General features: G+C 53.4%; 22 protein-coding genes. 16 read left to right on the top strand and 6 right to left on the bottom strand.

Translation table 11 applies throughout. The annotated features are described in order from the left end of the window. Nucleotides 1-144: 144 nt before the first annotated feature. The 14 genes from rsmH to lpxC all read left to right on the top strand — a co-directional run bounded on the left by rsmH (nt 145) and on the right by lpxC (nt 16,814). The gene (gene rsmH, locus ABT56_RS09180) at nt 145-1,092 is read left to right on the top strand and encodes a 16S rRNA (cytosine(1402)-N(4))-methyltransferase RsmH (RefSeq protein WP_047878585.1); all 948 of its coding nucleotides are present in this window, start codon (nt 145-147) and stop codon (nt 1,090-1,092) included. Further along, nucleotides 1,089-1,409 (top strand): cell division protein FtsL, encoded by a 321-nt coding sequence (gene ftsL, locus ABT56_RS09185; RefSeq protein WP_047878586.1) that lies wholly within the window; start codon nt 1,089-1,091, stop codon nt 1,407-1,409. Before rsmH ends, ftsL begins: the two co-directional genes overlap by 4 nt. Next, nucleotides 1,406-3,187: a penicillin-binding transpeptidase domain-containing protein gene (locus ABT56_RS09190; protein ID WP_047878587.1), complete on the top strand. Its 1,782-nt coding sequence runs from the start codon at nt 1,406-1,408 to the stop codon at nt 3,185-3,187. Before ftsL ends, ABT56_RS09190 begins: the two co-directional genes overlap by 4 nt. Continuing rightward, a complete protein-coding gene (gene murE, locus ABT56_RS09195; RefSeq protein WP_047878588.1) occupies nt 3,174-4,688 on the top strand; it encodes a UDP-N-acetylmuramoyl-L-alanyl-D-glutamate--2,6-diaminopimelate ligase in 1,515 nt (504 codons plus the stop codon). The genes ABT56_RS09190 and murE overlap by 14 nt, the downstream gene beginning before the upstream one ends. Next, nucleotides 4,685-6,064, top strand: a complete 1,380-nt coding sequence (gene murF / locus ABT56_RS09200; RefSeq protein WP_047878589.1) for a UDP-N-acetylmuramoyl-tripeptide--D-alanyl-D-alanine ligase — start codon at nt 4,685-4,687, stop codon at nt 6,062-6,064. The genes murE and murF overlap by 4 nt, the downstream gene beginning before the upstream one ends. After that, nucleotides 6,064-7,146, top strand: coding sequence for a phospho-N-acetylmuramoyl-pentapeptide-transferase (gene mraY, locus ABT56_RS09205; protein ID WP_047878590.1), 1,083 nt, complete (start codon nt 6,064-6,066; stop codon nt 7,144-7,146). Before murF ends, mraY begins: the two co-directional genes overlap by 1 nt. Then, nucleotides 7,147-8,484 (top strand): UDP-N-acetylmuramoyl-L-alanine--D-glutamate ligase, encoded by a 1,338-nt coding sequence (gene murD, locus ABT56_RS09210; RefSeq protein WP_047878591.1) that lies wholly within the window; start codon nt 7,147-7,149, stop codon nt 8,482-8,484. After that, nucleotides 8,484-9,692, top strand: a complete 1,209-nt coding sequence (gene ftsW, locus ABT56_RS09215) for a cell division protein FtsW (protein ID WP_047878592.1) — start codon at nt 8,484-8,486, stop codon at nt 9,690-9,692. The genes murD and ftsW overlap by 1 nt, the downstream gene beginning before the upstream one ends. Continuing rightward, nucleotides 9,679-10,758 carry an undecaprenyldiphospho-muramoylpentapeptide beta-N-acetylglucosaminyltransferase gene (gene murG, locus ABT56_RS09220; RefSeq protein WP_047878593.1) on the top strand — a complete coding sequence of 360 codons (1,080 nt, stop codon included), beginning with the start codon at nt 9,679-9,681 and terminating at the stop codon, nt 10,756-10,758. The genes ftsW and murG overlap by 14 nt, the downstream gene beginning before the upstream one ends. Then, a complete protein-coding gene (gene murC / locus ABT56_RS09225) occupies nt 10,758-12,218 on the top strand; it encodes a UDP-N-acetylmuramate--L-alanine ligase (protein ID WP_047878594.1) in 1,461 nt (486 codons plus the stop codon). Before murG ends, murC begins: the two co-directional genes overlap by 1 nt. A 267-nt stretch (nt 12,219-12,485) precedes the next feature. Beyond that, nucleotides 12,486-13,253: a cell division protein FtsQ/DivIB gene (locus ABT56_RS09230; protein WP_047878671.1), complete on the top strand. Its 768-nt coding sequence runs from the start codon at nt 12,486-12,488 to the stop codon at nt 13,251-13,253. A 51-nt stretch (nt 13,254-13,304) separates the two neighbouring features. Next, complete coding sequence (gene ftsA / locus ABT56_RS09235; protein WP_047878595.1) at nt 13,305-14,561, top strand: cell division protein FtsA; 1,257 nt, start codon at nt 13,305-13,307, stop codon at nt 14,559-14,561. A 33-nt stretch (nt 14,562-14,594) separates the two neighbouring features. Beyond that, the gene (gene ftsZ, locus ABT56_RS09240; protein ID WP_047878596.1) at nt 14,595-15,773 is read left to right on the top strand and encodes a cell division protein FtsZ; all 1,179 of its coding nucleotides are present in this window, start codon (nt 14,595-14,597) and stop codon (nt 15,771-15,773) included. Between the two features lie 123 nt (nt 15,774-15,896). Next, complete coding sequence (gene lpxC, locus ABT56_RS09245) at nt 15,897-16,814, top strand: UDP-3-O-acyl-N-acetylglucosamine deacetylase (RefSeq protein WP_047878597.1); 918 nt, start codon at nt 15,897-15,899, stop codon at nt 16,812-16,814. Nucleotides 16,815-16,904: 90 nt separating this feature from the next. Here lpxC and ABT56_RS09250 read toward each other — a convergent pair whose 3' ends face one another. Continuing rightward, a complete protein-coding gene (locus ABT56_RS09250) occupies nt 16,905-17,375 on the bottom strand; it encodes a DUF721 domain-containing protein (protein ID WP_047878598.1) in 471 nt (156 codons plus the stop codon). A 419-nt stretch (nt 17,376-17,794) separates the two neighbouring features. Between ABT56_RS09250 and secA the strand changes: the two genes are divergently transcribed. Further along, nucleotides 17,795-20,521 (top strand): preprotein translocase subunit SecA, encoded by a 2,727-nt coding sequence (gene secA / locus ABT56_RS09255; protein WP_047878599.1) that lies wholly within the window; start codon nt 17,795-17,797, stop codon nt 20,519-20,521. A gap of 80 nt (nt 20,522-20,601) precedes the next feature. Beyond that, nucleotides 20,602-21,021, top strand: a complete 420-nt coding sequence (mutT, locus tag ABT56_RS09260) for an 8-oxo-dGTP diphosphatase MutT (RefSeq protein WP_047878600.1) — start codon at nt 20,602-20,604, stop codon at nt 21,019-21,021. Between the two features lie 31 nt (nt 21,022-21,052). Here mutT and yacG read toward each other — a convergent pair whose 3' ends face one another. From yacG to ABT56_RS09285, 5 genes are all read right to left on the bottom strand, one after another. Then, complete coding sequence (gene yacG, locus ABT56_RS09265) at nt 21,053-21,271, bottom strand: DNA gyrase inhibitor YacG (RefSeq protein ID WP_047878601.1); 219 nt, start codon at nt 21,269-21,271, stop codon at nt 21,053-21,055. 8 nt (nt 21,272-21,279) lie between these two features. After that, on the bottom strand, nt 21,280-22,017 hold the full coding sequence (zapD, locus tag ABT56_RS09270; RefSeq protein ID WP_047878602.1) for a cell division protein ZapD: 738 nt from the start codon (nt 22,015-22,017) through the stop codon (nt 21,280-21,282). A 23-nt stretch (nt 22,018-22,040) separates the two neighbouring features. Continuing rightward, on the bottom strand, nt 22,041-22,646 hold the full coding sequence (gene coaE, locus ABT56_RS09275) for a dephospho-CoA kinase (RefSeq protein WP_047878603.1): 606 nt from the start codon (nt 22,644-22,646) through the stop codon (nt 22,041-22,043). A gap of 2 nt (nt 22,647-22,648) precedes the next feature. Beyond that, nucleotides 22,649-23,527 (bottom strand): prepilin peptidase, encoded by an 879-nt coding sequence (locus ABT56_RS09280; RefSeq protein WP_047878604.1) that lies wholly within the window; start codon nt 23,525-23,527, stop codon nt 22,649-22,651. Nucleotides 23,528-23,644: 117 nt separating this feature from the next. After that, a complete protein-coding gene (locus tag ABT56_RS09285) occupies nt 23,645-24,865 on the bottom strand; it encodes a type II secretion system F family protein (RefSeq protein WP_047878605.1) in 1,221 nt (406 codons plus the stop codon). Between the last annotated feature and the right edge of the window lies 1 nt (nt 24,866).

The following is a 24,866-nucleotide window of genomic DNA, read 5'->3' on the forward strand; positions in this document are numbered from 1 at the left end:
CGATGGGAATTTGTCATAAATACAATTAAAACAGCGTTTTAATTGTGTAACTTGCTGAATTTCAAATTTATACGATATTTTTCCCGATACACTGGTATGTCTGCCAGTATTTGGGTTACCGGTCGAAGAGCGAATAGAATCATTATGTCTGAACAGTTTGAGCACGTTTCCGTCTTACTGCACGAGTCAGTGGACGGCCTGGCGATTAAGCCGGATGGTATCTACATTGACGGTACCTTTGGCCGTGGTGGCCACAGCCGCTTGATCCTTTCTCAGCTGGGCGAGAATGGTCGCCTCTACAGTATTGACCGTGATCCGCAGGCGATTGCCGAGGCGCAGAAGATCGATGATCCTCGCTTTACGATTATTCACGGCCCGTTTTCCGGTATGGATAAATACATGGCGGAGCGCGATTTGATCGGCCGTGTTGATGGCGTATTGCTGGATCTTGGCGTTTCTTCGCCGCAGCTGGACGATGCCGAGCGTGGTTTCAGCTTCATGCGCGATGGCCCGCTGGATATGCGTATGGATCCTACCAGTGGGATCTCGGCGGCAGAGTGGCTGGCCGAAGCCGAGGCCGATGATATCTCTTGGGTGTTGAAGGAGTTTGGCGAAGAGCGTTTTGCCAAGCGTATTGCCCGAGGCATTGTTGAGTATCGTGAAAACCCTGAGAACGAGCCGCTGACGCGCACGACCCAGCTGGCTAAGTTGATCGCCGATGTCTCGCCGTTCAAGGACAAGCACAAGCACCCTGCGACCCGCAGCTTCCAGGCTATCCGTATCTATATCAACAGTGAGCTTGAGGAGATCGATACTGCCTTGCATGGTGCGATGGATGTTCTGGCCCCTGGTGGCCGTCTGTCGGTGATTAGCTTCCATTCGTTGGAAGACCGCATGGTTAAGCGCTTTATTCGCAAGCAGAGCAAAGGGCCGGAAGTGCCAGCAGGCCTGCCGCTGACCGAAGCGCAAATCAAAGAGCTGGGTTCTGCACAGCTGAAAGCTGTCGGTAAGGCTATCAAGCCATCAAGCAATGAGATTTCAGACAACACCCGCTCTCGCAGCTCAGTACTGCGACTGGCTGAGCGCCTATGAAGCAGCGACCAGAACCGACTGACAACCTTGCCCTGTTGATTGGCCGGGATCTGCTCTGCGTGGGCAAGATCCCGTCGGTGTTATTGGTTCTGGTGCTGATTTCTGCTTTAGGCGTTGTCTATATCACCCACCAGTCCCGCCAGCTGATTGCCCAGCAGGAGCAGTTGCTGATCGAGCGTGATCAGCTGGATATCGAATGGCGCAACCAGATCCTCGAGGAGAACTCACTGGCTGAGCATAGCCGGGTCGAGCGGCTTGCCGAGAAGGAAATGGACATGAAGCGGCCATCCCGAGAAGACGAAGTCATAGTTAAATGATTAAGCTGACTAAGAATGCCAAACGAGATGGCAAGCAGAACCAGCGCAAGCCTAAAGCGCCACCGGTCTTTATCCCGTGGCGCTTTAATATTATTTTCGGCTTTGTGGTGCTGGCGCTGCTGGCACTTGTCGCTCGCGCGGCCTATATCCAGGTCCTAGAGCCGGGCAAATTGATTCAAGAAGGGGACATGCGTTCCCTGCGGGTCAAGGCGCTCCCCTCAGCCCGAGGGATCATCTCCGATCGCAATGGCGAACCGCTTGCGGTGAGTGTCCCCGTACAGGCCGTGTGGGCTGATCCCGTTACTATTTTCAAAGATAAGGCACTTGATGAGAAAGCCCGCTGGTATGCATTGGCGGATGTGCTTGGTCTGGATCGCGAGAAGCTGATTGAGCGGATCGAAGCTAACAAACAGCGTCGTTTTATTTATCTCCAGCGCCAGGTTAGCCCGGCGATGGCCAGCTATGTCAACAAGCTCAAGCTGCCGGGGATCGGCCTCAAAGACGAATCTCGCCGTTTCTATCCGGCCAGTGAGGTTAGTGCGCATTTGATCGGTGTTACCGGTATTGATAGCCACGGCCTTGAAGGGGTCGAACGGACTTACGACGGCTGGCTGACTGGCGAGCCGGGCCGGCGCACCGTGCGCAAAGACCGCTATGGCCGGGTGGTAGAAAATATCTCATTGAAGAAACGCGAGCCGGGCAAGCCGTTGAGCTTGAGTATTGACCAGCGCCTGCAGGCCGTTGCCTACCGCGCTGTCAAGCAGGCGGTGGCGGACTACCAAGCGACTTCTGCTACGGTGGTGATGGCCGATGTCCGCACCGGTGAAATCCTCGCGATGGTCAATGCGCCGTCCTATAACCCCAACAATCGCGAGCAGCTGCAAAGTTTCCGGATGCGCAACCGCTCGATCACCGATGCGATGGAGCCCGGTTCGACGATCAAGCCATTTGTGGTCTTGGCGGCAATGGAGAATGGCGTTGCAGATGAAGATACCATTATTGATACCGGCAATGGCCTGATGCAGATCGGCGGCAGCCGGGTGCGGGATGTCTCCCGTGTCGGCAAGGCTAATTTGGCGCGGATCCTCCAAAAATCGAGCAATATCGGGGTCAGCAAACTGTCGTTGGCAATGCCGATTGATGCTGTGCTGGGGATGTACAGCAGTGTCGGTCTGGGTGATCCGTCAGGTATTAACCTGATCGGCGAGGCGCAAGGATTCTTCCCTGACCGAACCCGTTGGTCTGATTTCGAGCGTGCGACGTTGGCATTTGGTTACGGAATCTCCGTCACGCCTATCCAGTTGCTTCGTGCCTATGCCACGCTTGGGGCGATGGGGGTCAATCGTCCGCTGTCGATCCTCAAAACGGAGGAAGTCGTCCCAGGGCGGCAGGTTGTGTCGGCGGCCAATACCCGTAAGTTGCTGGATATGATGGAAACGGTGACCCAGAAAGGGGGCAGTGCGGTACGTGCGGCCGTACCCGGTTATCGGGTAGGTGCCAAGACCGGTACTGCGAAGAAGGCCGTGGCCGGTGGTTACAGTGATGAATACGTCGCGATGACTGCAGGTATCGCCCCGATCAGCAGCCCTCGTCTGGCGATGGTGGTCGTGGTCAATGAGCCACAGGGCGACAAATATTACGGCGGGGCAATTGCGGCACCTATTTTTGCCGATGTGATGGAAAGTGCCTTGCAGATATTGAATATCCCGCCGGATGCGGGAAGCAAAGACGAATTGGAAATTGTAAATCATAAGGGCGGGAGCCATGTCGATAACTGATAACAATAAAACACTTGGTAGCCTGCTGGCCCCTTGGATGGTGACGGCCGGGATCTTGCCCGAGGCCGTGGCGGCGCTGCCGCTGTCGGGAATGGCTCTTGATAGCCGCCGGATCCAACCGGGCGATCTGTTTGTTGCCGTTAACGGCCATCAGGTTGACGGCCGCCGTTTTATTCCAGCCGCTGTTGAGGCGGGTGCTGTCGCTGTGCTGGTTGAGTCGGATAACGATGCGGTGACGCTGGATGTTAGCGGCGCGGTACCTGTTGTTGGGCTGCCCCAGTTAGGGCAGCAGCTGTCGGCGATCGGCAAGGCATTCTACGGTGCGCCGGACGAGGCGCTTGAGCTGGTGGCGGTGACCGGTACCAATGGCAAGACCACGATCAGCCAGTTGCTGGCCCAGTGGGCACAGCTGCTTGGGCATACCAGCGGGGTAATGGGAACGACGGGCAATGGCCTGCTTGATGCCATCGTCCCAGCAGCCAACACCACTGGCAGCGCATTGGAAATTCCAGCAACGCTTGCCTCAATGGTTGAACTCGGTGCTGACTATGCCGCGATGGAAGTCTCCTCTCACGGTTTGGTTCAGGGCCGCGTCGCAGCCTTGTCCTTCAAGGCCAGTATTTTTACCAACCTCAGCCGGGATCATCTCGACTACCATGGTGACATGGCCAGCTATGCCGAAGCCAAGAAACAATTGTTTACCACCCATGAATGCGGTGTGGCGGTTATCAATGCCGATGACCCTGTCGGTCGGGCTTGGCTGGTCGATTTGCCGCAGGCGGTGGCCGTGACCATGGAGAAAGGCGCTGCGGCATTTCATCACGGCAATAAGCTGTGGTTGGAGGACGTTGCCTACAGTACCCGTGGGGTAACGGTGGAGTTCGGTTCCAGTTGGGGGAACGGTCAGTTTACCGCCCCGCTGGTTGGCGCATTCAACGTGATGAACCTGATGCTGGCTTTGGCGACCTTGCTGGCCACCGGTCGCCCGTTGGCCCAGTTGCTGGCCGTCGCCCCGCAGCTGCGTGCAGTGAACGGCCGGATGGAAGTTTTTCAGGCGGCTGACAAACCTATGATGGTGGTTGATTATGCTCATACCCCGGATGCGCTGGAGAAGGCCCTTCAGGCCCTGCGCGTCCACTGCAAGGGGCAGCTTTGGTGCCTTGTCGGCTGCGGCGGTGACCGCGATCGCGGCAAGCGGCCGATGATGGCGGCGATTGCCGAGCTGATGGCTGACCGCGTAGTACTGACCGATGACAACCCTCGCAGTGAGGACCCGCATCAGATCATGGCTGATATGCAAGCCGGGCTGACCAAGCCCGAATTCGTCGAGGTGGTCCATGACCGCCGGGCGGCATGTGAGTGGGCACTTGCGCAGGCGAAAAGCGATGACATCATATTGGTGGCCGGCAAAGGGCACGAGGATTACCAGATCCTCGCAGACAAAACGATTCATTATTCTGACCGTGAAACGGTCAAGGCCTTGTTGGAGGGGCTGGCATGATTGAAGTGCAACTGGCAGAACTGGCTGGCGTGCTAGGCGCCGAATTGGTTGGTGGCGACTGCGCAGTCAGCGCAGTATCGACCGATACCCGTACCGTAGGTAGCAACACTCTGTTTATTGCATTGGCCGGAGCCCGTTTTGATGGTCACGACTTTTGCCAGCAGGCTCTAGAACAAGGTGCAAGTGCCCTGTTGGTTAGCAGGCACTTACCTTTGCCGCTTCCGCAGCTGGTCGTTGCTGACACGCATGCGGCACTCGGGCAGCTAGGCGCTTGGCTCAAGGCCAAGATGGCGGCGGAACACGGGTTGCAGACCGTTGCCCTGACCGGCAGCTGTGGTAAAACCACGGTGAAGGAAATGGCGGCGGCGATTTTGGCCGAGAAAGGTCGGGTGTTGGCCACCGGGGGGAACTTCAATAATGATATTGGTGTTCCGCTGACCTTGCTTCGCCTCGAGCCTCAGCACGAGTATGCGGTGATTGAGCTTGGTGCCAACCATCAGGGGGAAATCGCCTATACCACGGCGCTGGTCAAGCCTCAGGTTGCACTCATCAACAACTTGGCGGCTGCTCACCTAGAAGGGTTTGGCTCGCTGGCGGGAGTAGCTAAGGCCAAGGGCGAGATTTTCGAGGGCCTGGCCGATGGTGGTGTGGCGATTGTCAATCTGGACTCCCACTCCCTCGAAACATGGCAGCCGTTGCTAGCTGGGCATGATGTCGTGAGTTTCTCGGCAACCCAGGCTAATGCTGATTTCACTGCTGAGGCGATAAAAATTAACAATCACGGGCAGGCTTGTTTTACAATGCGCACCCCCTATGGCGCGTTCCCTGTTAGCCTGACTATGGCTGGTGGGCATAATGTGTCTAATGCTTTGGCTGCCGCTGCGTTGGCGATGTCGCTAGGCGCAACTGCAGAGCAGGTTCAGGCAGGGCTGGGTCGTGTTGCCAGTGTCAAAGGCCGGGTTGATATTTCAGAGCCTCGCCCGCGACTGCGCTTAATTGACGATACCTATAACGCCAGTGTGGCATCGGTAAAGGCCGCGATTGATTTGCTGGCTGGTTTTGATGGCCAGCGCTGGTTTGTGCTTGGCGACATGGCAGAGCTGGGTGAAGACAGTGCTGCCTTGCACCGGGAAGTCGCGGAGCATGCCATGACCCACTCCCTTGACCGTGTACTAACGTTTGGCCGAGCAAGCCAAGTGGTAAGCGAGCTTAACGGGGGCCGTCATTTTGACGACAAAACAGCGTTGATTGAGGAGCTGAAACTGCACCTCGAACCGCTATTGACCGAAGACAACACCCAAGTGACAGTGTTGGCGAAAGGAGCGCGTAGCTCCCGCATGGAAGATGTGATCGTCGCATTGCAGGAAACAAAATAATGATTTACTGGTTAGCCGATTTACTTGAACCGACTTTTCCTTTTTTCCGTCTTTTCGAATACCTGACGTTTCGTGCCATTATCAGTATCTTGACGGCATTGCTGATTTCTCTGTGGATGGGCCCGCGTCTCATTGCCCGCCTGCAGATATTACAGATCGGTCAGGTGGTACGCCATGACGGGCCGGAGTCTCACCTTAGCAAGCGTGGTACGCCTACTATGGGCGGGATCATGATTTTGGCGGCGATTGCCATTACCGTCTTGCTTTGGTGTGATCTGAGCAACCCGTATGTGTGGGCTGTGCTTGTTGTCATGCTGGGGTACGGTGCTGTCGGTTTTGTCGATGACTACCGCAAGGTGGTACGTAAAAATACAGACGGCCTGATTGCGCGCTGGAAGTATTTCTGGCAGTCGGTGATTGCCCTTGGGGTGGCTTTTGCCCTGTATGTTCACGGCCATGATACGGCGGCAACCCAGCTGGTGGTACCGTTCTTCAAAGATGTTATGCCGCAGCTAGGCCTGTTCTATATCGTGTTCACCTATTTTGTGATCGTCGGAACAAGTAATGCGGTCAATCTGACCGATGGTCTGGACGGACTGGCGATTATGCCGACGGTGATGGTGGCCGGTGGTATGGCGTTTATTGCTTGGGCAACAGGCAATGTCAACTATGCCGAATACCTGCATATTCCTTACCTGAAAGATGCCAGCGAATTGGTGGTCGTCTGTACGGCTATCGTTGGCGCCGGGCTTGGCTTTTTGTGGTTTAACACTTATCCGGCTCAGGTATTCATGGGCGATGTGGGCTCGCTGGCCCTTGGCGGTGCATTGGGCACGATTGCGGTGCTGGTACGTCAGGAACTGCTGCTGGTTGTCATGGGTGGTGTTTTTGTCATGGAAACCGTGTCGGTGATCTTGCAGGTTGGCTCTTATAAGCTGCGTGGCCAGCGAATTTTCCGGATGGCACCGCTTCATCACCACTATGAATTGAGTGGCTGGCCGGAGCCACGGGTTATTGTTCGTTTTTGGATCATCACTTTGATGCTGGTGCTGATTGCTCTGGCGACACTGAAGGTACGATAAATGAAAAGCTTGGATGGCGTAAGTAAGGTTGTAGTGATTGGGCTGGGTATGACCGGCCTTTCCGTGGTGAACCATTTGCGACGATTGCCGCAGTCTTTGGATATCAAGGTGATTGATACTCGTGCTGCGCCTCCAGGCCAAGATCAGCTGCCTGCCGAGGTCGAGCTGTGCTGCGGCGAGTGGCAGCGCGGCTGGCTGCTTGACGCCGACTTGGTCGTGGCCAGCCCGGGTATAGCCTTGGCAACACCCGAGTTGGCAGAGGCTGCGGCTGCCGGCATTGAGATCATCGGTGATATCGAGCTCTTTGCCCGTGCCGTCGACAAACCGGTGGTCGGTATTACGGGATCCAATGGCAAAAGTACCGTGACTAGCTTGGTCGGGGAAATGGCAAGGGAAGCCGGCATCGACGTCGGCGTCGGTGGCAATATCGGCTTTGCGGCGTTGGATATGCTTGAGCAGGGCCATGATCTTTATGTTCTGGAACTCTCTAGCTTCCAGTTGGAAACAACCTCCAGCCTACCTTTAGTCGCTGCTGTTTACCTCAATTTGTCTGAAGATCATATGGATCGCTATCCGGGCGGCTTGGAGCAGTACAGCGAGGCCAAGATGCGGATTTTCAAGCATGCCGATCTCGCGCTGTTCAATCGCGATGACCTCGCCACCAAACCTGCCACTGCGACTCAGTTGGCAAGTTTCGGCTTCGATGGCGAGGGGTACGGCTTGGTATGGCAAGACGGTAAGGAGTGGTTGGCCGTAGACGGCGATGCTTTGATGCCGGTTGAGGAGATCGCCTTGGTTGGTCGCCATAACGTGGCCAATAGCCTTGCGGCCCTGGCCCTTGCCGATGCGGCGGGGATTGAACGTCAGGCTGCCTGCCGAACCTTGCGCCGTTATACTGGTCTCGATCACCGCTGTCAGATGGTTGCCAATGAACATGGTGTGCAGTGGGTCAACGATTCTAAGGCGACAAACTTGGCCAGTACTGTCGCGGCATTGAGTGGTCTTAAGCTGGCAGGAAGGCTTCATCTTTTGGTTGGCGGTGATGGCAAAGGGGCGGATTTCTCGGCCTTGGGCGATGTGCTGGCCCCGATGGATGTCCGGTTGTACTGTTTCGGCCGTGATGGCCACCTGCTATGCCCGTTGTCTCCGCAGGCTGTTCTGGTTGAGACCATGCAAGAAGCCATGATGTTGGCTGCCGAGTGCGTCCAGCCAGGGGATATGGTGCTGCTGTCGCCTGCCTGTGCCAGCCTTGATCAATTTGCCAATTTCATGGCGCGGGGGGAGGCGTTTGCCGAGCTTGCGCATGAGCTCGCCCCGCAAGTCGGTGGTAAACACTGATGTTCTCGGTGTTTAGGGAGGCGCTGGCTTCGGTATTTGGCTGGTTCGTCCGTCCAGCGCCAGCAACCTCTTATGACCGACAACTGGTGTGGATAGCACTGGCCCTGATGACTACCGGACTGGTGATGGTAACCTCTGCCTCTATACCGGTAGCCTCTCGTCTGACCGATGACCCGTTCTATTTTGCCCAGCGTCACGGAATGTTCTTGCTAGGCTCGCTGTTCTTGGGGAGCTTGATGGTGATGGTTCCGCTGCATGCATGGCGAAAGTACAGTTGGCACATGCTGATTTGTTCTATTGCCCTGCTGTTTCTGGTGCTGGTGGTTGGCCGCTCTGTTAACGGCGCCTCGCGCTGGATCTCTTTGGGTTTTTTCAACCTCCAGCCAGCCGAAGTCACCAAGCTGTCACTGTTCATCTTTATTGCCGGTTATCTGGTCCGCCATTATCAGCAGGTCCGCGATAGTTTTGTCGGTTTTGCCAAGCCTATGGCACTGTTTGCTTTCATTGCTGTCCTATTGCTTGGGCAGCCGGATTTGGGTTCATCAGTGGTGATGCTGGTAACCACGGTCGGGATGCTGTTTATTGCCGGGGCTAAGTTGTGGCAGTTTATTGCAATGCTTGGGGCGGCACTGTTTGGTGTCGTTATGCTGATTTTGTTCGAGCCTTACCGACTGCGGCGTGTGACCTCGTTTCTTGATCCGTGGGACGATCCGTTTGGCAGCGGCTACCAGTTGACCCAGTCATTGATGGCGTTTGGTCGTGGTGAATGGTGGGGGCAGGGCTTGGGGAACTCGATCCAGAAACTGGAATACCTCCCCGAGGCCCATACCGACTTTGTATTTGCGGTATTGGCCGAAGAGCTTGGCCTGATCGGTGTCGTGATTGTACTCCTGCTTATTTTCTCTTTGGTCTTCAAAGCTCTGTCCATCGGGCGGCGAGCGCTAGAAAGCGAACAGTTATTTGGTGGTTTTTTGGCTTTCGGGATCGCATTTTGGTTTGCTTTCCAGACCCTGGTCAATGTCGGGGCCGCAGCAGGGATGGTGCCGACCAAAGGCTTGACTCTGCCGTTGATCAGCTACGGCGGCTCGAGCCTGTTTATTATGGCCACGGCGGTGGCAATTTTGATCCGAATTGATTATGAACAGCGATTGGCGGCCAGCAAGGGCCCTGATCCTGAAACTGAAGATAATGACAATGAACAAGAATAAACGCTTGCTGGTAATGGCTGGCGGTACAGGTGGCCATGTTTTTCCTGGGCTGGCTGTCGCTAGGGTTTTGCAGCAGGAAGGTTGGGAGATCCGCTGGCTGGGTACGGCCGACCGAATGGAAGCGGATTTGGTGCCTAAGCACGGTATCGAGATTGATTTTATCAAGGTCAAGGGGCTCCGTGGGCAAGGGCTCAAGCGCTTGTTGGCGGCACCGTTCCAGATTTTGGGTGCGGTGCTTCAGGCCCGTCGCTATATCAAGGCGTGGCAGCCTGACGCGGTATTGGGTATGGGCGGTTATGTCAGCGGGCCGGGCGGGGTAGCCGCATGGCTGTCGGGCGTGCCTGTGATCCTCCATGAGCAAAATGCGGTGGCTGGGCTGACCAACCAGTGGTTGTCTAAGATAGCCCGCGCAGTGTTGCAGGCATTCCCGGGCGCTTTCCCTGGCAAAGAGGTTGTTGGTAACCCCGTGCGTCAGGATGTCGTTGCGCTGCCAGCGCCGGCTGAACGTTTTCTCGAGCGCAGTGGCCCAATTCGGATATTGGTGATGGGGGGCAGCCAGGGAGCTAGGATCCTTAACCAGACCATGCCGCAAGTTGCTGCCGAGCTTGGCGATAAGGTGACGGTATGGCATCAGGCCGGTAAAGGTGCCGAGCAGGAAACGGCCGCAGCTTATGCCGAACAGGCAGAAGGCCAGCACCGGGTCACCGAGTTTATCGACGATGTGGCGGCGGCTTATGCATGGGCCGACATTGTCGTTTGCCGTTCGGGCGCGTTGACGGTATCAGAGTTGTCTGCCGCTGGATTGGGGGCGATTTTCGTCCCGTTTATGCACAAGGACCGCCAGCAGGCGCTTAATGCTGACCATCTGGTGCAGTGTGGTGCCGCAAGAATGATTGAGCAGCCGGAGCTGACAGTAGCCCGGCTAGCAGAAGAATTAGCACAGTTAGATCGAGACCAGCTGGCGGCGATGGCCCAGGCTGCACGCGATGCTGCGATTGTCGATGCTGACCGCCGAGTAGCGGCTGTTATCAAATCGCAGGCAAATGACAAAGACGAGACAAAGTGATGAATAAACTGGACAGCCAGCAACTAGCAAAAATCAGAACCATGGTACCAGAGATGCGCCGCGTTGAGCGCATTCACTTTGTGGGGATCGGCGGTGCAGGCATGAGTGGTATCGCCGAGGTATTGGTGAATGAAGGATACCGGATCAGTGGCTCGGATATCGCGCCCAATGCCGTGACAGCCCGGTTGGAAAACAAAGGGGCTGATATCTTTATCGGCCATCAGCCAGAGAACGTATCTGGCGCGAGTGTCGTGGTGGTTTCAACGGCTATCAATCAGAACAACCCTGAGTTGGTGGCTGCCCGTGAATTGCGAATTCCCGTTGTGCGTCGTGCTGAGATGCTGGCCGAGCTGATGCGCTACCGTCACGGTATTGCGATTGCCGGTACGCATGGCAAAACAACAACGACGGCGCTGGTTACCCAGATTTATTCCGAGGCGGGTCTGGATCCGACGTTCGTGAATGGCGGCTTGGTGAAAAGTGCCGGCACGAATGCCCGTTTGGGTTCCAGCCGTTACTTGATCGCCGAAGCGGACGAAAGTGATGCGTCGTTTATGCACCTGCAGCCAATGGTCTGTGTGGTGACGAATATCGAAGCTGACCACATGGATACCTATGGTGGTGATTTCGAGGTTCTCAAGCAAACATTCGTCGATTTCCTGCATAACTTGCCATTTTACGGTCTTGCGGTGATGTGTATTGATGATCCTGTTGTCCGCGAGCTACTGCCTCGGATCGGGCGTCCGGTGATCACCTATGGTTTTGCCGAAGATGCCGATGTTCGACTGGTTGATTATTATCAGAGCGGCCAGCAGGGGCATTTCTCGATCCTGCGCGAAGGCAAGCCCGCGCTGGAGGTGAAACTGAATATCCCAGGTAAGCACAATGCACTCAATGCGACAGCTGCAGTGGCGGTGGCGACCGAGGAAGGCGTGGATGACGAGGCAATTATTCGTGCGTTGGCCGAATTTGAGGGTACGGGCCGTCGTTTTGATCACTTGGGGGCGTTTGAGACCGGAAACGGCAATGTGATGCTGGTTGATGATTACGGTCATCACCCGAGTGAGGTTGACGTTACTATTCAGGCCGCTCGTGCCGGCTGGGAAGATAAGCGTCTGGTGATGGTCTTCCAGCCCCACCGCTTTAGCCGTACCCGTGACTTATACGATGATTTTGCCAATGTGCTTGAGCAGGTCGATGTCTTGGTGATGCTGGATGTTTATTCTGCGGGCGAGGCGCCGATTGCCGGTGCTGATGGTCGATCTTTGTGCCGTACAATCCGTGGCCGGGGTCGCATTGATCCAATTTTTGTACCAACAATCGAGGCGTTGCCGTCGGCATTGGCTAATATTCTGCAGAATAATGATTTAGTTCTGACACAAGGTGCCGGTGATGTTGGCAAAATTGCCCGTCAGCTCGCTGATATGAAGCTCGATATCGAGGTGATGCGCCAGCAGTAATCACTGGGGATTATTGATTGGTTTGAAGGTTGTGTCGCAAAAATGTGCTCTACCACGGCTGTTTTGGCTTTTTGGGGGATAGATTACGTGCTTTTTGTGGGTATTGCTCGAAGGAATTGCAAGGAAAGCGACGGCAAGTGTTGGAGTGCTGGGTGTTGCTCGGTATAATCTGCCAACTTTGCTCGAAATTAAGCACTGGTCACGGACAGGCAATGAGGCTGCCTTGGCTATCCCTTACGATATCGGCTGTGAAAGGTTAAACGAATGATGGCTGATAGTGTCTTAAACATGGTAGCGTCCCCTTCGCTGCGGAAAAAATCGCTGTGGGGAGGATTGGCTTTTTTCCTTTTTGTCATCGGTTTTACGGTTTGGCTATTTAATGCCGCGATTAACTGGATGACCGATGCCAACCGCTTGCCGCTATCACAGTTGGTGATTCAGGGAGAGCTCCATTACCTGACCCCGGCAGACGTGCGAAGCGGGATCCTCAAGCTTGACACTCTGGGTAGTTTTATGACCCAGGATGTCGATGCCATCCAGTATGCGCTGGAAGAAATGCCGTGGGTTGCTCGTGCTGCGGTTCGTAAGCAGTGGCCCGATACCCTCAAGGTGTTTCTGGTTGAGCAGCAGCCGGTCGCGACGTGGAACAACCATTACCTGGTGAATGAGGCCGGTGAGGTGTTCCGGGCTCCGTTCGAGCAGGCCGGTCAGTCGCTGGTTAATCTCGATGGTCCAGAAGACAGTAGCGAGGAGCTCTTGGCCGCATTGCACGAAATGCAACCGGTGTTGCAGCGGGCTGGCTTCGAAATTGCTACGCTGGCCTTGAATGAGCGTCGTGCCTGGCGGGTATGGCTGAGTAACGGAATCCGGCTTGAACTTGGGCGTCGCGAGCGGATGGAGCGACTGGCGCGTTTTGTCTCCCTCTATCCAGAGATGGAGAGTCAAGGCAAAGCCATCGAATATGTTGATTTGCGTTATGACACCGGAGCCGCAGTAGGCTGGAAAGTCGATGCTGAGCAGAACGAAAAACAGTAGCTGTCGTAGAGGATGGCTGCTGGTTTGGTATAACAAGATGAGCGTACGCTAATGACGAAAGCAGCAGATAAAAAACTGATAGTTGGCTTGGATATAGGTACATCTAAAGTCTGTGCTTTGGTTGGGGAAGTCTTGCCCGATGGCGAAGTGAATGTCATTGGCGAGGGTAGCAGCCCATCTGGCGGTATGGATAAAGGCGGGGTTAATGATCTTGAGTCCGTGGTTAAATCGGTACAGAGCGCAGTATACAAAGCGGAATTGATGGCAGACTGCCAGATCTCGTCGGTGTTTCTGTCGCTGTCCGGTAAGCATATTCGTTGCCAGACAGAGGAAGGCATGGTGCCAATCTCTGACAAAGAGGTCACTCAAGACGACGTCGATAATGTTATCCATACGGCGAAGTCGGTAAAAATCAGTGATGAACATAAAGTTTTGCATGTTATTCCCCAAGAATTTGCTATTGATTATCAGGAGGGGATTAAAAACCCTGTTGGATTGTCAGGGGTTCGCATGGAGGCAAATGTTCATCTCATTACGTGCCATAACGATATGGCTCGTAACATTGTCAAAGCGGTTGAGCGCTGCGACCTGAAGGTTGACCAGCTCATATTTTCAGGCTTGGCGGCAAGCCACGCGGTATTGACGCCTGATGAGCGAGAGCTCGGGGTCTGCGTGGTAGATATCGGTGGCGGTACGATGGATATCGCGGTATGGACCGGTGGCGCGCTCCGCCATGCTGCGGTAATCCCGTACGCGGGGAACGTAGTGACCAGTGATATCGCCTACGCCTTCGGTACGCCGCTTGGCGATGCCGAAGAGATCAAGGTTAAGTACGGTTGCGCACTGAGCGAACTGGTCAGCAAAGATGCCAAGGTCGATGTGCCGAGTGTTGGTGGTCGACCATCGCGCAGTTTGCAGAGTCAAACATTGGCTGAGGTTATCGAGCCTCGTTATAGCGAGCTGCTTGGATTAGTAAACCAGAAAGTCATTGAAGTACAAGAACAACTGCGTAATGCGGGGGTGAAGCACCAGTTAGCTGCCGGGATTGTCCTGACAGGTGGTGCAGCCCAGATGGAAGGGCTTGTTGAATGTGCCGAGCGTGTATTCAGCAACCAGGTCCGGGTCGGTTTGCCATTGGATGTGGTCGGACTGACGGAGCACGTACAAGCTCCGCATTATGCAACGGCAGTAGGATTACTGCATTACGGAAAGGACAGTCAGACATTTGATGATAGTGATTTGGAGCCGAAACGTTCGGTCTCAAGTATTTTCACTAAAATCAGTGGCTGGCTAAGAAAAGAATTTTAAACCTGATGCAAACAGGATGGACGGAGAGAACACATGTTTGAACCGATGATGGAAATGTCTGATGAGGCAGTAATCAAGGTCATTGGCGTTGGCGGCGGCGGTGGTAATGCCGTTGATCACATGGTACGTGAGTCAATTGAAGGGGTTGAGTTCATCAGCGTTAACACTGATGCTCAGGCGCTTCGTAAAAGTAGCGTCAACACGGTAATCCAAATTGGTGGCGCAATCACCAAAGGATTGGGTGCCGGTGCCAACCCACAGGTTGGCCGTGATTCGGCGCTCGAAGATCGCGAGGCGATCAAAGCTGAGCTTCAAGGCTCAGATATGATTTTCATTGCTGCTGGTATGGGCGGCGGTACCGGTACCGGTGCAGCGCCAATCATTGCCGAAGTGGCAAAAGAGCTGGGTATCCTGACGGTAGCGGTGGTCACCAAGCCATTTAGCTTCGAAGGCAAAAAACGCATGGCGTTTGCCGAGCAGGGCATTGAAGAGCTGTCAAAGCATGTTGACTCTCTGATCACTATCCCTAACGAAAAGCTGCTCAAGGTATTGGGTCGCGGCATTACGTTGCTGGACGCTTTTGCCAAGGCAAACGACGTGCTGAAGAACGCCGTGCAGGGCATCGCCGAGCTGATCACCCGTCCGGGTATGATCAACGTCGACTTTGCTGACGTTCGTACCGTGATGTCTGAGATGGGTCATGCCATGATGGGTAGCGGTGTCGCAACGGGTGATGATCGTGCTGAAGAAGCGGCTGAGATGGCAATTTCAAGCCCGCTGCTTGAAGATATCGATCTTGCTGGTGCTCGCGGCGTGCTGGTTAACATCACGGCGGGTATGGATATGCGTCTTGACGAGTTCGAAACCGTGGGTAACACCGTTAAGGCGTTCGCGTCTGACAACGCGACTGTGGTTATCGGTACTTCGCTTGACCCTGATATGTCTGACGAGCTACGGGTTACTGTTGTGGCAACAGGTATTGGCAAAGAGTCAAAGCCTGATATCACGCTTGTGACAACAAGCAAACCTGCGCCAGCTGTGGCACAGGAAAAGCCGGTTGTTGCAGCTCCGGTAGCGGAAGAGAGCAAGCCTGCTCCGATGACGCAGTCGGCACCTGTTGCAGACAACGCGCAAGCCGTTGCCAAGGCGAAGCCACAAGCTGATCATGACTATCTGGATATTCCAGCATTCTTGCGTAAACAAGCCGACTAACAGTGACCTGTTTCGCAAATTATTTGGGAAACATGTGTCAAAGTGGTATGATGTTTGTCCTTGCCTTAATTTTATACAGAGGCAAGGGCCAGCATTCGGCAAATTTGAGTTGAGATTAAGCAGATGATCAGACAACGTACTTTGAAAAGCATCGTCAAGACGACCGGGGTGGGTTTGCACTCGGGCCGTAAGGTGACGCTTATTCTTCGTCCTGCTGCAGCTAACACTGGTGTTATTTACCGTCGTACAGACTTGAATCCACCTGTTGATTTTCCTGCAGACGCCGATTCAGTGCGTGACACTATGCTATGTACCGCCTTGGTGAACGAGGAGGGTGTACGCATCTCAACGGTTGAGCACTTGAATGCTGCGTTGGCAGGTATGGGTATCGATAATGTTATTATCGAGGTGGATGCACCGGAAATTCCGATTATGGACGGTAGCGCCAGCCCATTTATTTACCTGTTGCAATCAGCCGGTATTGATCCTCTGAATATGCCTAAGCGTTTTCTGCGGATCAAGAAAACCGTGCGTGTCGAAGACGGAGACAAGTGGGCCGAGCTTCGTCCACACAATGGTTTTCGTCTGGACTTTGCCATTGAATTTAACCACCCAGCGATTGATGCCGAACAACAGCGCTTGGTGGTAGATTTTTCAAGCCAGTCGTTTGTCAAAGACATTAGCCGCGCTCGTACCTTTGGGTTTATGCGCGATATTGAGTACCTCCAGTCACAGAATTTGGCTCTGGGTGGCAGCTTTGATAACGCTATCGTTCTGGATGATTACCGTATCCTGAATGACGAGGGTTTGCGTTTTGACAATGAGTTGGTGACTCACAAGGTGCTCGATGCGATCGGCGACCTATACATGTGCGGTCATAACATTATTGGTGAAATGGTGGCATACAAATCGGGCCATGCCCTGAACAACAAGCTGCTTCGTGCAGTATTGGCTGATCAGGAAGCCTATGAGTGGTCAACCTTTGAGGATGAGCAGCAGGTACCTGTTACTTTTGCTCAGCCAGGTATGGTGTTGGCTTAAGTGCCAGTCACAGAATTATAAAAAACGCCGGACATTGTCCGGCGTTTTTTTTGGTTGTTTGTCTTTGTTGGGGGTAAAGCGAGAGTGGTGCTACGACGTTTCGTCGTTACGTTTGTCCGCCGCCAAGGCTGCAATACGCTCAAGCCTGCGTTTTATTTTTTCAGGCGCACTGTCAGCTGTTTGCAATAGGTAACCGGCCGCCTTGGCGGTAAGGGGTTTGCGGCGGATCGCCGGCGATTTCGGTTTGTATTCAGGGGCGATGGCTGCCAATGCCGGATTTACTTTTACCTCGATGGTAACCAGGTTCGGCAGTATGTTTTCCCGTAGAGTACGTAACAAATTGAGCCGCTCGTAATTGAGCCGCATCGACCAGGCCGCGGAGGCTGTTTCAATAACCAGTACGCCCTGACGGTAGTTGCTTACTCGGCAGTGGTCGGCACAGTTCAGGTGCTGTTTGACCGCTTTGTCGAGTTTGCTCAGTGCGATAGCCCGCTGCTGGATATTTCCGAGGGAGCTGTCATCAAGCAAATCGGTTGTTGGTTTGGGGCGGTGGTCACGCATGTCTTGGGGATTTCTCGCTATAAAAAATAAGGAGTGAGCTCTAATTTTTCGTATATGGTAAACCCTGCTAGGGGATTAATCATAGGCGACACCATTAATATGGCTTATTATAACAGGCTTGGGGGTGCAGTGGCTAAGGTCTAGCCAAAAGCCACGGTATCGGGCTCTGACGATGGGCTGCCTGGCCGAAAAACAGGGTTAGTTTCATTTTTCCCTTGAAAATGGTGCCAAGGGGCACAATATCTTCATTAACACTGTTTTTCGCATGAGTTTCCGTCGCCACATCGTGGTAGCTGAGTACGGGACAGGGATGATATACCTGGCTGCACATTGCATGCTGGTTATGACCCGGTAGAAACATTCAGATTAAGCAATTCAGCGATATTTTGCTGAAACAACAAAGAGAAAACGGCAACGCCATGTTATCAAAACTACTGACAAAAATTATCGGTAGCCGTAACGACCGCACTCTGCGTCGTATGCGCAAAATTGTTGACCAGATCAACAAACTTGAACCGCAGTTTGAAAGCCTGCAGGACGAAGAACTGAAGGCAAAAACCGTAGAGTTTCGTGAGCGCCTTGAGCAAGGTGAAAACCTTGACCAGCTGCTACCTGAAGCATTTGCAACGGTTCGTGAAGCGTCGAAGCGCGTATACGGCATGCGTCACTTTGATGTCCAGCTGATTGGCGGTATGGTACTGAACAACTGCCAAATCGCTGAGATGCGTACTGGTGAAGGTAAAACCTTGACCGCAACCCTGCCAGCTTATCTTAATGCGTTGACTGGTAAAGGTGTTCACATTGTTACCGTGAACGACTACCTTGCAGCCCGCGATGCGGAAACCAACCGCCCACTCTTTGAATTCCTCGGTATGACCGTCGGGATCAACGTACCGAATATGGCCCCGCAGGCGAAGAAAGAAGCCTATGCCGCCGACGTTCTGTACGGCACTAACAACGAATTCGGTTTTGACTACCTGCGCGATAATATGGCTTTCCGTCCGGAAGACCGTGTACAGCGTGAGCGTTTCTTTGCTGTGGTCGATGAGGTGGACTCGATCCTTATCGATGAGGCCCGTACGCCGCTGATCATTTCCGGCCCGGCCGAAGACAGCTCTGAGCTGTATATCAAGATCAACACCCTGATCCCGCAGCTGGTTAAGCAGGATAAGGAAGACAGCGAAGAATACCGTGGCGAAGGCCACTATACCCTTGACGAGAAATCCAAGCAGGTCCACCTGACTGAAAATGGCCAGGAGTTCGTCGAGGAACTGATGAAGCAGCACAAGATGATGGAAGAGGACGATACCCTGTATTCTCCTGCCAACATCAGTTTGTTGCACCATATCAATGCCGCCCTGCGCGCGCATGTGCTGTTCGAGCGCGATGTCGACTATATCGTGAAGGACGATGAGGTGATCATCGTTGACGAACACACTGGCCGTACAATGCCTGGCCGCCGTTGGTCTGAAGGCCTGCATCAGGCTGTTGAAGCTAAAGAAGGCGTGAAGATCCAGAACGAGAACCAGACGCTGGCTTCGATTACCTTCCAGAACTACTTCCGCCTGTATACCAAACTGTCAGGTATGACAGGTACAGCTGATACCGAAGCGTTTGAATTCCAGTCAATCTATGGTCTGGAAACCGTGGTATTGCCAACCAATAAACCGATGATCCGCGATGATATGGGTGATTTGGTTTATATGACCGAACTAGAGAAGTTCGCGGCAATTAGCGAAGATATCAAACAGCGTGTCGAAAAAGGCCAGCCTGTATTGGTTGGTACGGTATCGATTGAAAAGTCAGAGTTGCTTTCTAGTGCTCTGAAAAAGCAAGGTATCAAGCACGAAGTGCTTAACGCCAAGTTCCACGAACGTGAGGCCGATATTGTTGCCGAAGCCGGTGCTCCTGGCGCGGTAACCATTGCGACTAACATGGCCGGTCGTGGTACCGACATCGTGCTGGGTGGTTCTTGGAAGTCACAAGCTGAGAAACTGGTTAATCCAACCGAAGAACAACTGGCTCAGTTGAAAGCCGATTGGCAAGTCCGCCATGATGCCGTATTGGCGTCGGGCGGCCTGCATATTATCGGTACCGAGCGTCATGAATCACGCCGTATCGATAACCAGCTCCGTGGCCGTTCAGGCCGTCAGGGTGATGCCGGTTCATCACGCTTCTACCTGTCGATGGAAGATGGCCTGATGCGTATCTTTGCGTCTGATCGTGTTTCTAACATGATGAAGAAGCTGGGTATGGAAGAAGGCGAAGCGATTGAGCACCCATGGGTGACCAAGGCAATCGAGAACGCCCAGCGCAAGGTGGAAGGCCGTAACTTTGATATCCGTAAGCAGTTGCTTGAGTTCGATGATGTGGCCAACGACCAGCGTAAGGTGGTTTACGAGCTACGCGACGAGCTGATGAATGCTGACGATATCAGCGATATGATCGAGCATAACCGCGAAGATGTGTTTAATGATTTGATTGATGCCTATATCCCACCACAGTCTCTGGAAGAAATGTGGGATATCGCAGGCCTTGAAGATCGTCTGAAGTCGGATTTTGATCTGGACCTGCCAATTCAGCAGTGGTTGGATAGCGAAGAGAAACTGTACGAAGAAGCTCTGCGCGAACGTATTGTTGAGCAGGCTGTGGCTGTTTACCGCCAGAAAGAAGAGGTTGTTGGTGCTCCTGTACTGCGCAACTTCGAGAAGACGGTAATGCTGCAGAATCTTGATACGCTATGGAAAGAACACTTGGCGGCGATGGATCATCTACGTCAGGGTATTCACCTGCGTGGCTACGCTCAGAAGAACCCTAAGCAGGAGTACAAGCGTGAGTCGTTTGAACTGTTTGAGGGGATGCTTGAAAGCCTGAAGGCTGACGTGATTGCTATTCTTAGCAAGGTTCGCGTGCAGCAGCAGGAAGAAGTTGATCGTATGGAAGCCGAGCGCCGTCGTCAGGCAGAAGAGCTTGCCCGTCGTCAGCAATTCCAGCATCAAAATGCCGAAAACCAGATTGCCGATGAAAGCCAAGATGAGGACGGTGCAGAGCCTTATCATCGTGAAGAACGCAAGGTTGGCCGCAATGAGCCGTGTCCTTGTGGTTCAGGCAAGAAATACAAGCAGTGCCACGGTAAGATTAACTAATCTTACCCGGGACTCAATGAAAAGGCCGCGCAAGCGGCCTTTTGTTTATTTGAAACCAAGAGAAAGAAATTGGAGCTGGCGTGGTTCAGAATAAGAAGCAAGTATGGATTTCTGCGGGAATTATTTTCAACGTAACGCAGGATAAGGTGTTTATTACCCGCCGGGCGGCATCGGCTCACAAGGGCGGCTTTTGGGAGTTTGCCGGTGGCAAGGTAGAACAGGATGAAACTGCTGAGCAGGCTGTGATCCGTGAACTGCACGAGGAGGTGGGGATTGAGGCAACAGAGCTCGAGCACTTCATGGCATTGGAGCATGATTACCCTGACAAGGCATTGAAGTTTGATTTTTTCTTGGTCAAAGCATTTGAGGGGGAAGCGTTCGGCAAAGAAGGTCAGCCGGGCGAGTGGGTTGCTTTGGAGCGGCTACATGAATATGCGTTTCCCGAAGCGAATGATGTCGTATTGGAAAAATTGTTGGCGCGGTGTGTTAACGAAAAATAAGGGGCGAGGTTTTCCTTGCCCCCTGATTGGGTTAGTAGCCCATATCTTCCGACCAGCCATCTGAATCGGACATATCCGGTGCCCCGGGGATTGCTTTCTCTTCTTCAGCCCATTCGCCCAGATCGATGAGCTGGCAGCGTTTACAGCAAAATGGACGGAATGGGCTTTGCTCGCCCCACACTACATCGGTTTTACAGGTCGGGCACTTGACGATAGTTGGTGATGCCGTGCGATTTTGGGTTTGTGTCATGGCGAGCCTCAGCAGATAGCCAGTTTGAATTCGATGCATTCTGCTATGCAGGCCCCTTCCTCGAAAGGCAAGAAGCGGATGGCAAAGCGACTGCGGTGACCCGATATCATAGGGTAAACCCCATGGCTTGGGCAAATATCCAAACGGAGCAGGCAGGCATCTTCGGCTTCGTGCTGATAAAAGCCGCTACGTGCAACTTGTGGTGAAAACTGGCCTGATTCCCTGATCAGTTTTAGCCATAGCCCCAGTGCATGGCTGAGTTCCTGTATCTGGTTCAGCCAATTTTGCATGTCGTTTTGTTTGTGGGCCAGAGGAAGGTGCTGCCAGTGGTGCAGTGCTGGCAAATCAAAGCAACAGCTTCCCCCTGGGATCGACAGGCGTTGTTTAATCCCGCCCAGAAAGCGGTCTTCGCGGAGTTCTTGACCGAGACGGTTGGCACTTAGTAGTTGGTGCTGGGCTGACTCCAGTGAGTCGAGCAGTTCGAGCAGGGCATTTTGGTCAACCCCCTCGATATTGAGCCATTGTTTGAGCTTTTCGCGCTGCTTGTCGAGATCTTTGGCGAGTTCGGCCTTGAGCTGGATTTGGTCTAGGATCTCAAGCAAGTCGAACAGGGCGCGGAAGAATACCTGATATTGCCATTGGTCGGTAAGTTTGGCGGCATGGCTCATCTGGCGGATCAAGTATTCCAGCCGCAGGTAGATGCGGACTTTTTCGTTCAGCGGGTGCTCGTAACGATTAACTTGCATAGTGACAATCCGATTCATTCCGTTCAGATATTGCTCTTCGCGAGCGCTAAGTAGTATTGGTGCAACTGGGCGGTTTTTTCGCGCAGGTTGCTACCATCTCCATTATTGCAGATAACATCATCCGCGACGTCAAGGCGCTGCTGGCGGGATGCCTGTGCCGCGAGTATCTTGACGACTTGCTCCGCCGATACGCCATCGCGAGCCGTCGTACGGCTGATCTGTACCTCTTCGCTGACATCGACCACAAGTAGTCGGTCCGTCATCTGCTGGAGGTTATTTTCGACCATTAACGGTACCACGAGCAGGCAGTAGGGGGCGGTTGATGCTATGATTTCTGCCTGCATTTTTTCCCTGATCAGCGGATGCAGTAAGTTATCCAGCCATGATTTCAGGCTACTGTCATTGAAGATAGCATCGCGTAATTTACTACGGTTGAGTTGGCCGTCTGTCAGTAGGATGTCAGAGCCAAGTTTTTGTTTTATCGCGTTAAGCCCTGCAGAGCCTGGGGCAACGACATCTCGCGCAATGACATCGGCATCAATGATATCGATGCCGTATTCTGCAAACAGGTTGGCCACGGTCGTTTTGCCGCTGCCGATCCCGCCGGTTAGTCCGATCACCATCGTCATGGTTAGGCTCCAAAAAAGGATGTCAGGTACCAGCTGACCAGATCATGGCCCCAAAGCATCGCCAACCACCCGGCCACGGCGAGGTAGGGGCCAAATGAAAACGGGGTTTGGCTGTCGGTATCTTGGAGCCGCATAATAATGATCCCGGCAATCGCACCGACCAGTGATGAGAGCAGGATAACCAGCGGCAATAATTGCCAGCCAAGCCAGGCCCCCAAGGCCGCGAGCAGTTTGAAGTCCCCATATCCCATACCTTCTTTGCCGGTAAGCAATTTAAAGGCCCAATAGACGCTCCAAAGTGACAGGTAGCCGGCTATGGCACCGATGACCGCATCCTCTAGGCTAACTGGCGAATAGCCGAGCAGGGCCAGCAGCAGGCCAGCCCACATCAGTGGCAGGGTGATCTGATCGGGCAGTAGCATCTTGTCGATATCGATAAAGGTCAGGGCGATCAGGGCGAAGCTGAAACCAAGTACCGCAAGTGCCCATTCAGAAGGCGGTAGCATGATGGCGACAGTCAGTGCGACAAGGGCCGTGAAAGCCTCGACCAGCGGATAGCGGGCGCTGATTTTCGCATGGCAATGTTTGCACTGGCCCTTCAGTACCAGCCAACTGATGACGGGAATGTTCTCCAGCATTCCGATAGGGTGCTGGCAACTTGGGCAGCGCGAACGCGGTACGCTGAGATTGAAGGTTTCTTGGTTGGTTGTGGCAGCGCTGCCATCAAATTCCGGGAAGCACTCGGCGCAGTCGGTCTTCCATTGGCGCTCCATCATAATGGGCAGGCGGTAAATAACAACGTTAAGGAAGCTGCCGATGAGCAGCCCGAAAATGGCAGCAAATAGTGGGAAAATCCAAGGCGTTAACGTCAGCAGATCCATGAAGGTACTCTCATATTAGGTTCAAGGCTATTGTAGGGGATTCGGAATGGAGATCCTATAACAGGCACAAAAGAAGCCGGTGATTCCGGCTTCTTTAGGTGCAGTAATTGCTGATGATTAGCCAATGACACTCATTAAATTGAATATAGGCAGGTACATTGCCACGAGCAGCCCTCCGACAAGCCCACCAAGAATGACAATGATGAGTGGTTCGATAATTTTCCCTAAATTATCGACCGTATTATCAACGTCGTTCTCATACAAAGCCGCAATTTTATTGAGCATTTCATCGAGTGAGCCGGATTCTTCACCAATCATGGTCATCTGCAGTATTAGCTCGGGAAAGACCTCGCTTTGGCGCATCGCGATATGAAGCGGCATTCCCGCAGCAGCGCTTTTGTGGGCTTCCATCGCTGCCATTTCAATATATAGGTTACCACAGGTTTTGGCGGCAGCTTCAAGACCGGTTAGTAGCGGAATGCCGGCACTGAAGGTTGTCGCTAGGGTCCGGGCAAAGCGGGCAACAGTGGCTTTAGTCATTACTCCACCAATAATGGGTATATGCAAAAGTATTTTGTGAGAACGTAGTTGAATAATTTTGGAGTTTTTATAACTATGTCGATATAAGAGTCCGCAAATAAGGAGTGCGGCAGCTACGAAGGCACCATAACTGATTAAGAGTTCAGAGATATTGATGATTTGCCTTGTAAACCAAGGTAACTCAGCCCCAAAACTTTTAAATATGGAGGCGAATTGCGGGATTACAAAAACTAACATGAGGACAGTGACCGCTATTGCGGTAAGGGTGACCATCGTCGGATAGATTAAAGCCTTGATGACCTTCTTGCGTGTCGCTTCATTCTTTTCACGATAGGTTGCAAGCCGTTCGAAAACTTCAGCTAAGTGGCCGGTTTGCTCACCAGTGCTGACCAAGTCACAGTAAAAGTTGTCAAATAGCGGTGAGCTGGTGCGCAAAGCACGCGCTAAAGAGGCCCCCGATTCGACTTGGTTGGCGATTTGCTGCAAGGTGGCACGGCCCTCGGCCTTGTTGTGGCTGTCGGACATTAGTTTGAGTGCCATTACAATTGGCACTCCTGAGTGAAGCATGGTGGCTAACTGGCGAGTGATGGTTGTGATATCCGTTGACTTGAGCTGGTTGCGGATCTTGCTCAATGTTGAAGGCTGACGGCGCTTGATCTTCTTGATTTGGATCATCTGCTCGGTCAGCTTGGCGCGTACTTCCTGTTCCTGGAAGCCAAGGGTGATGCCTGAGAGCTTTTTGCCTGACGGGCCGATGCCCCGCCAGTGGTAATAGCGGATTTTACTGGTCGTATCCACG

The sequence above is a fragment of the Photobacterium aquae genome, assembly GCF_001029445.1.
Lineage (GTDB): Bacteria > Pseudomonadota > Gammaproteobacteria > Enterobacterales > Vibrionaceae > Photobacterium > Photobacterium aquae.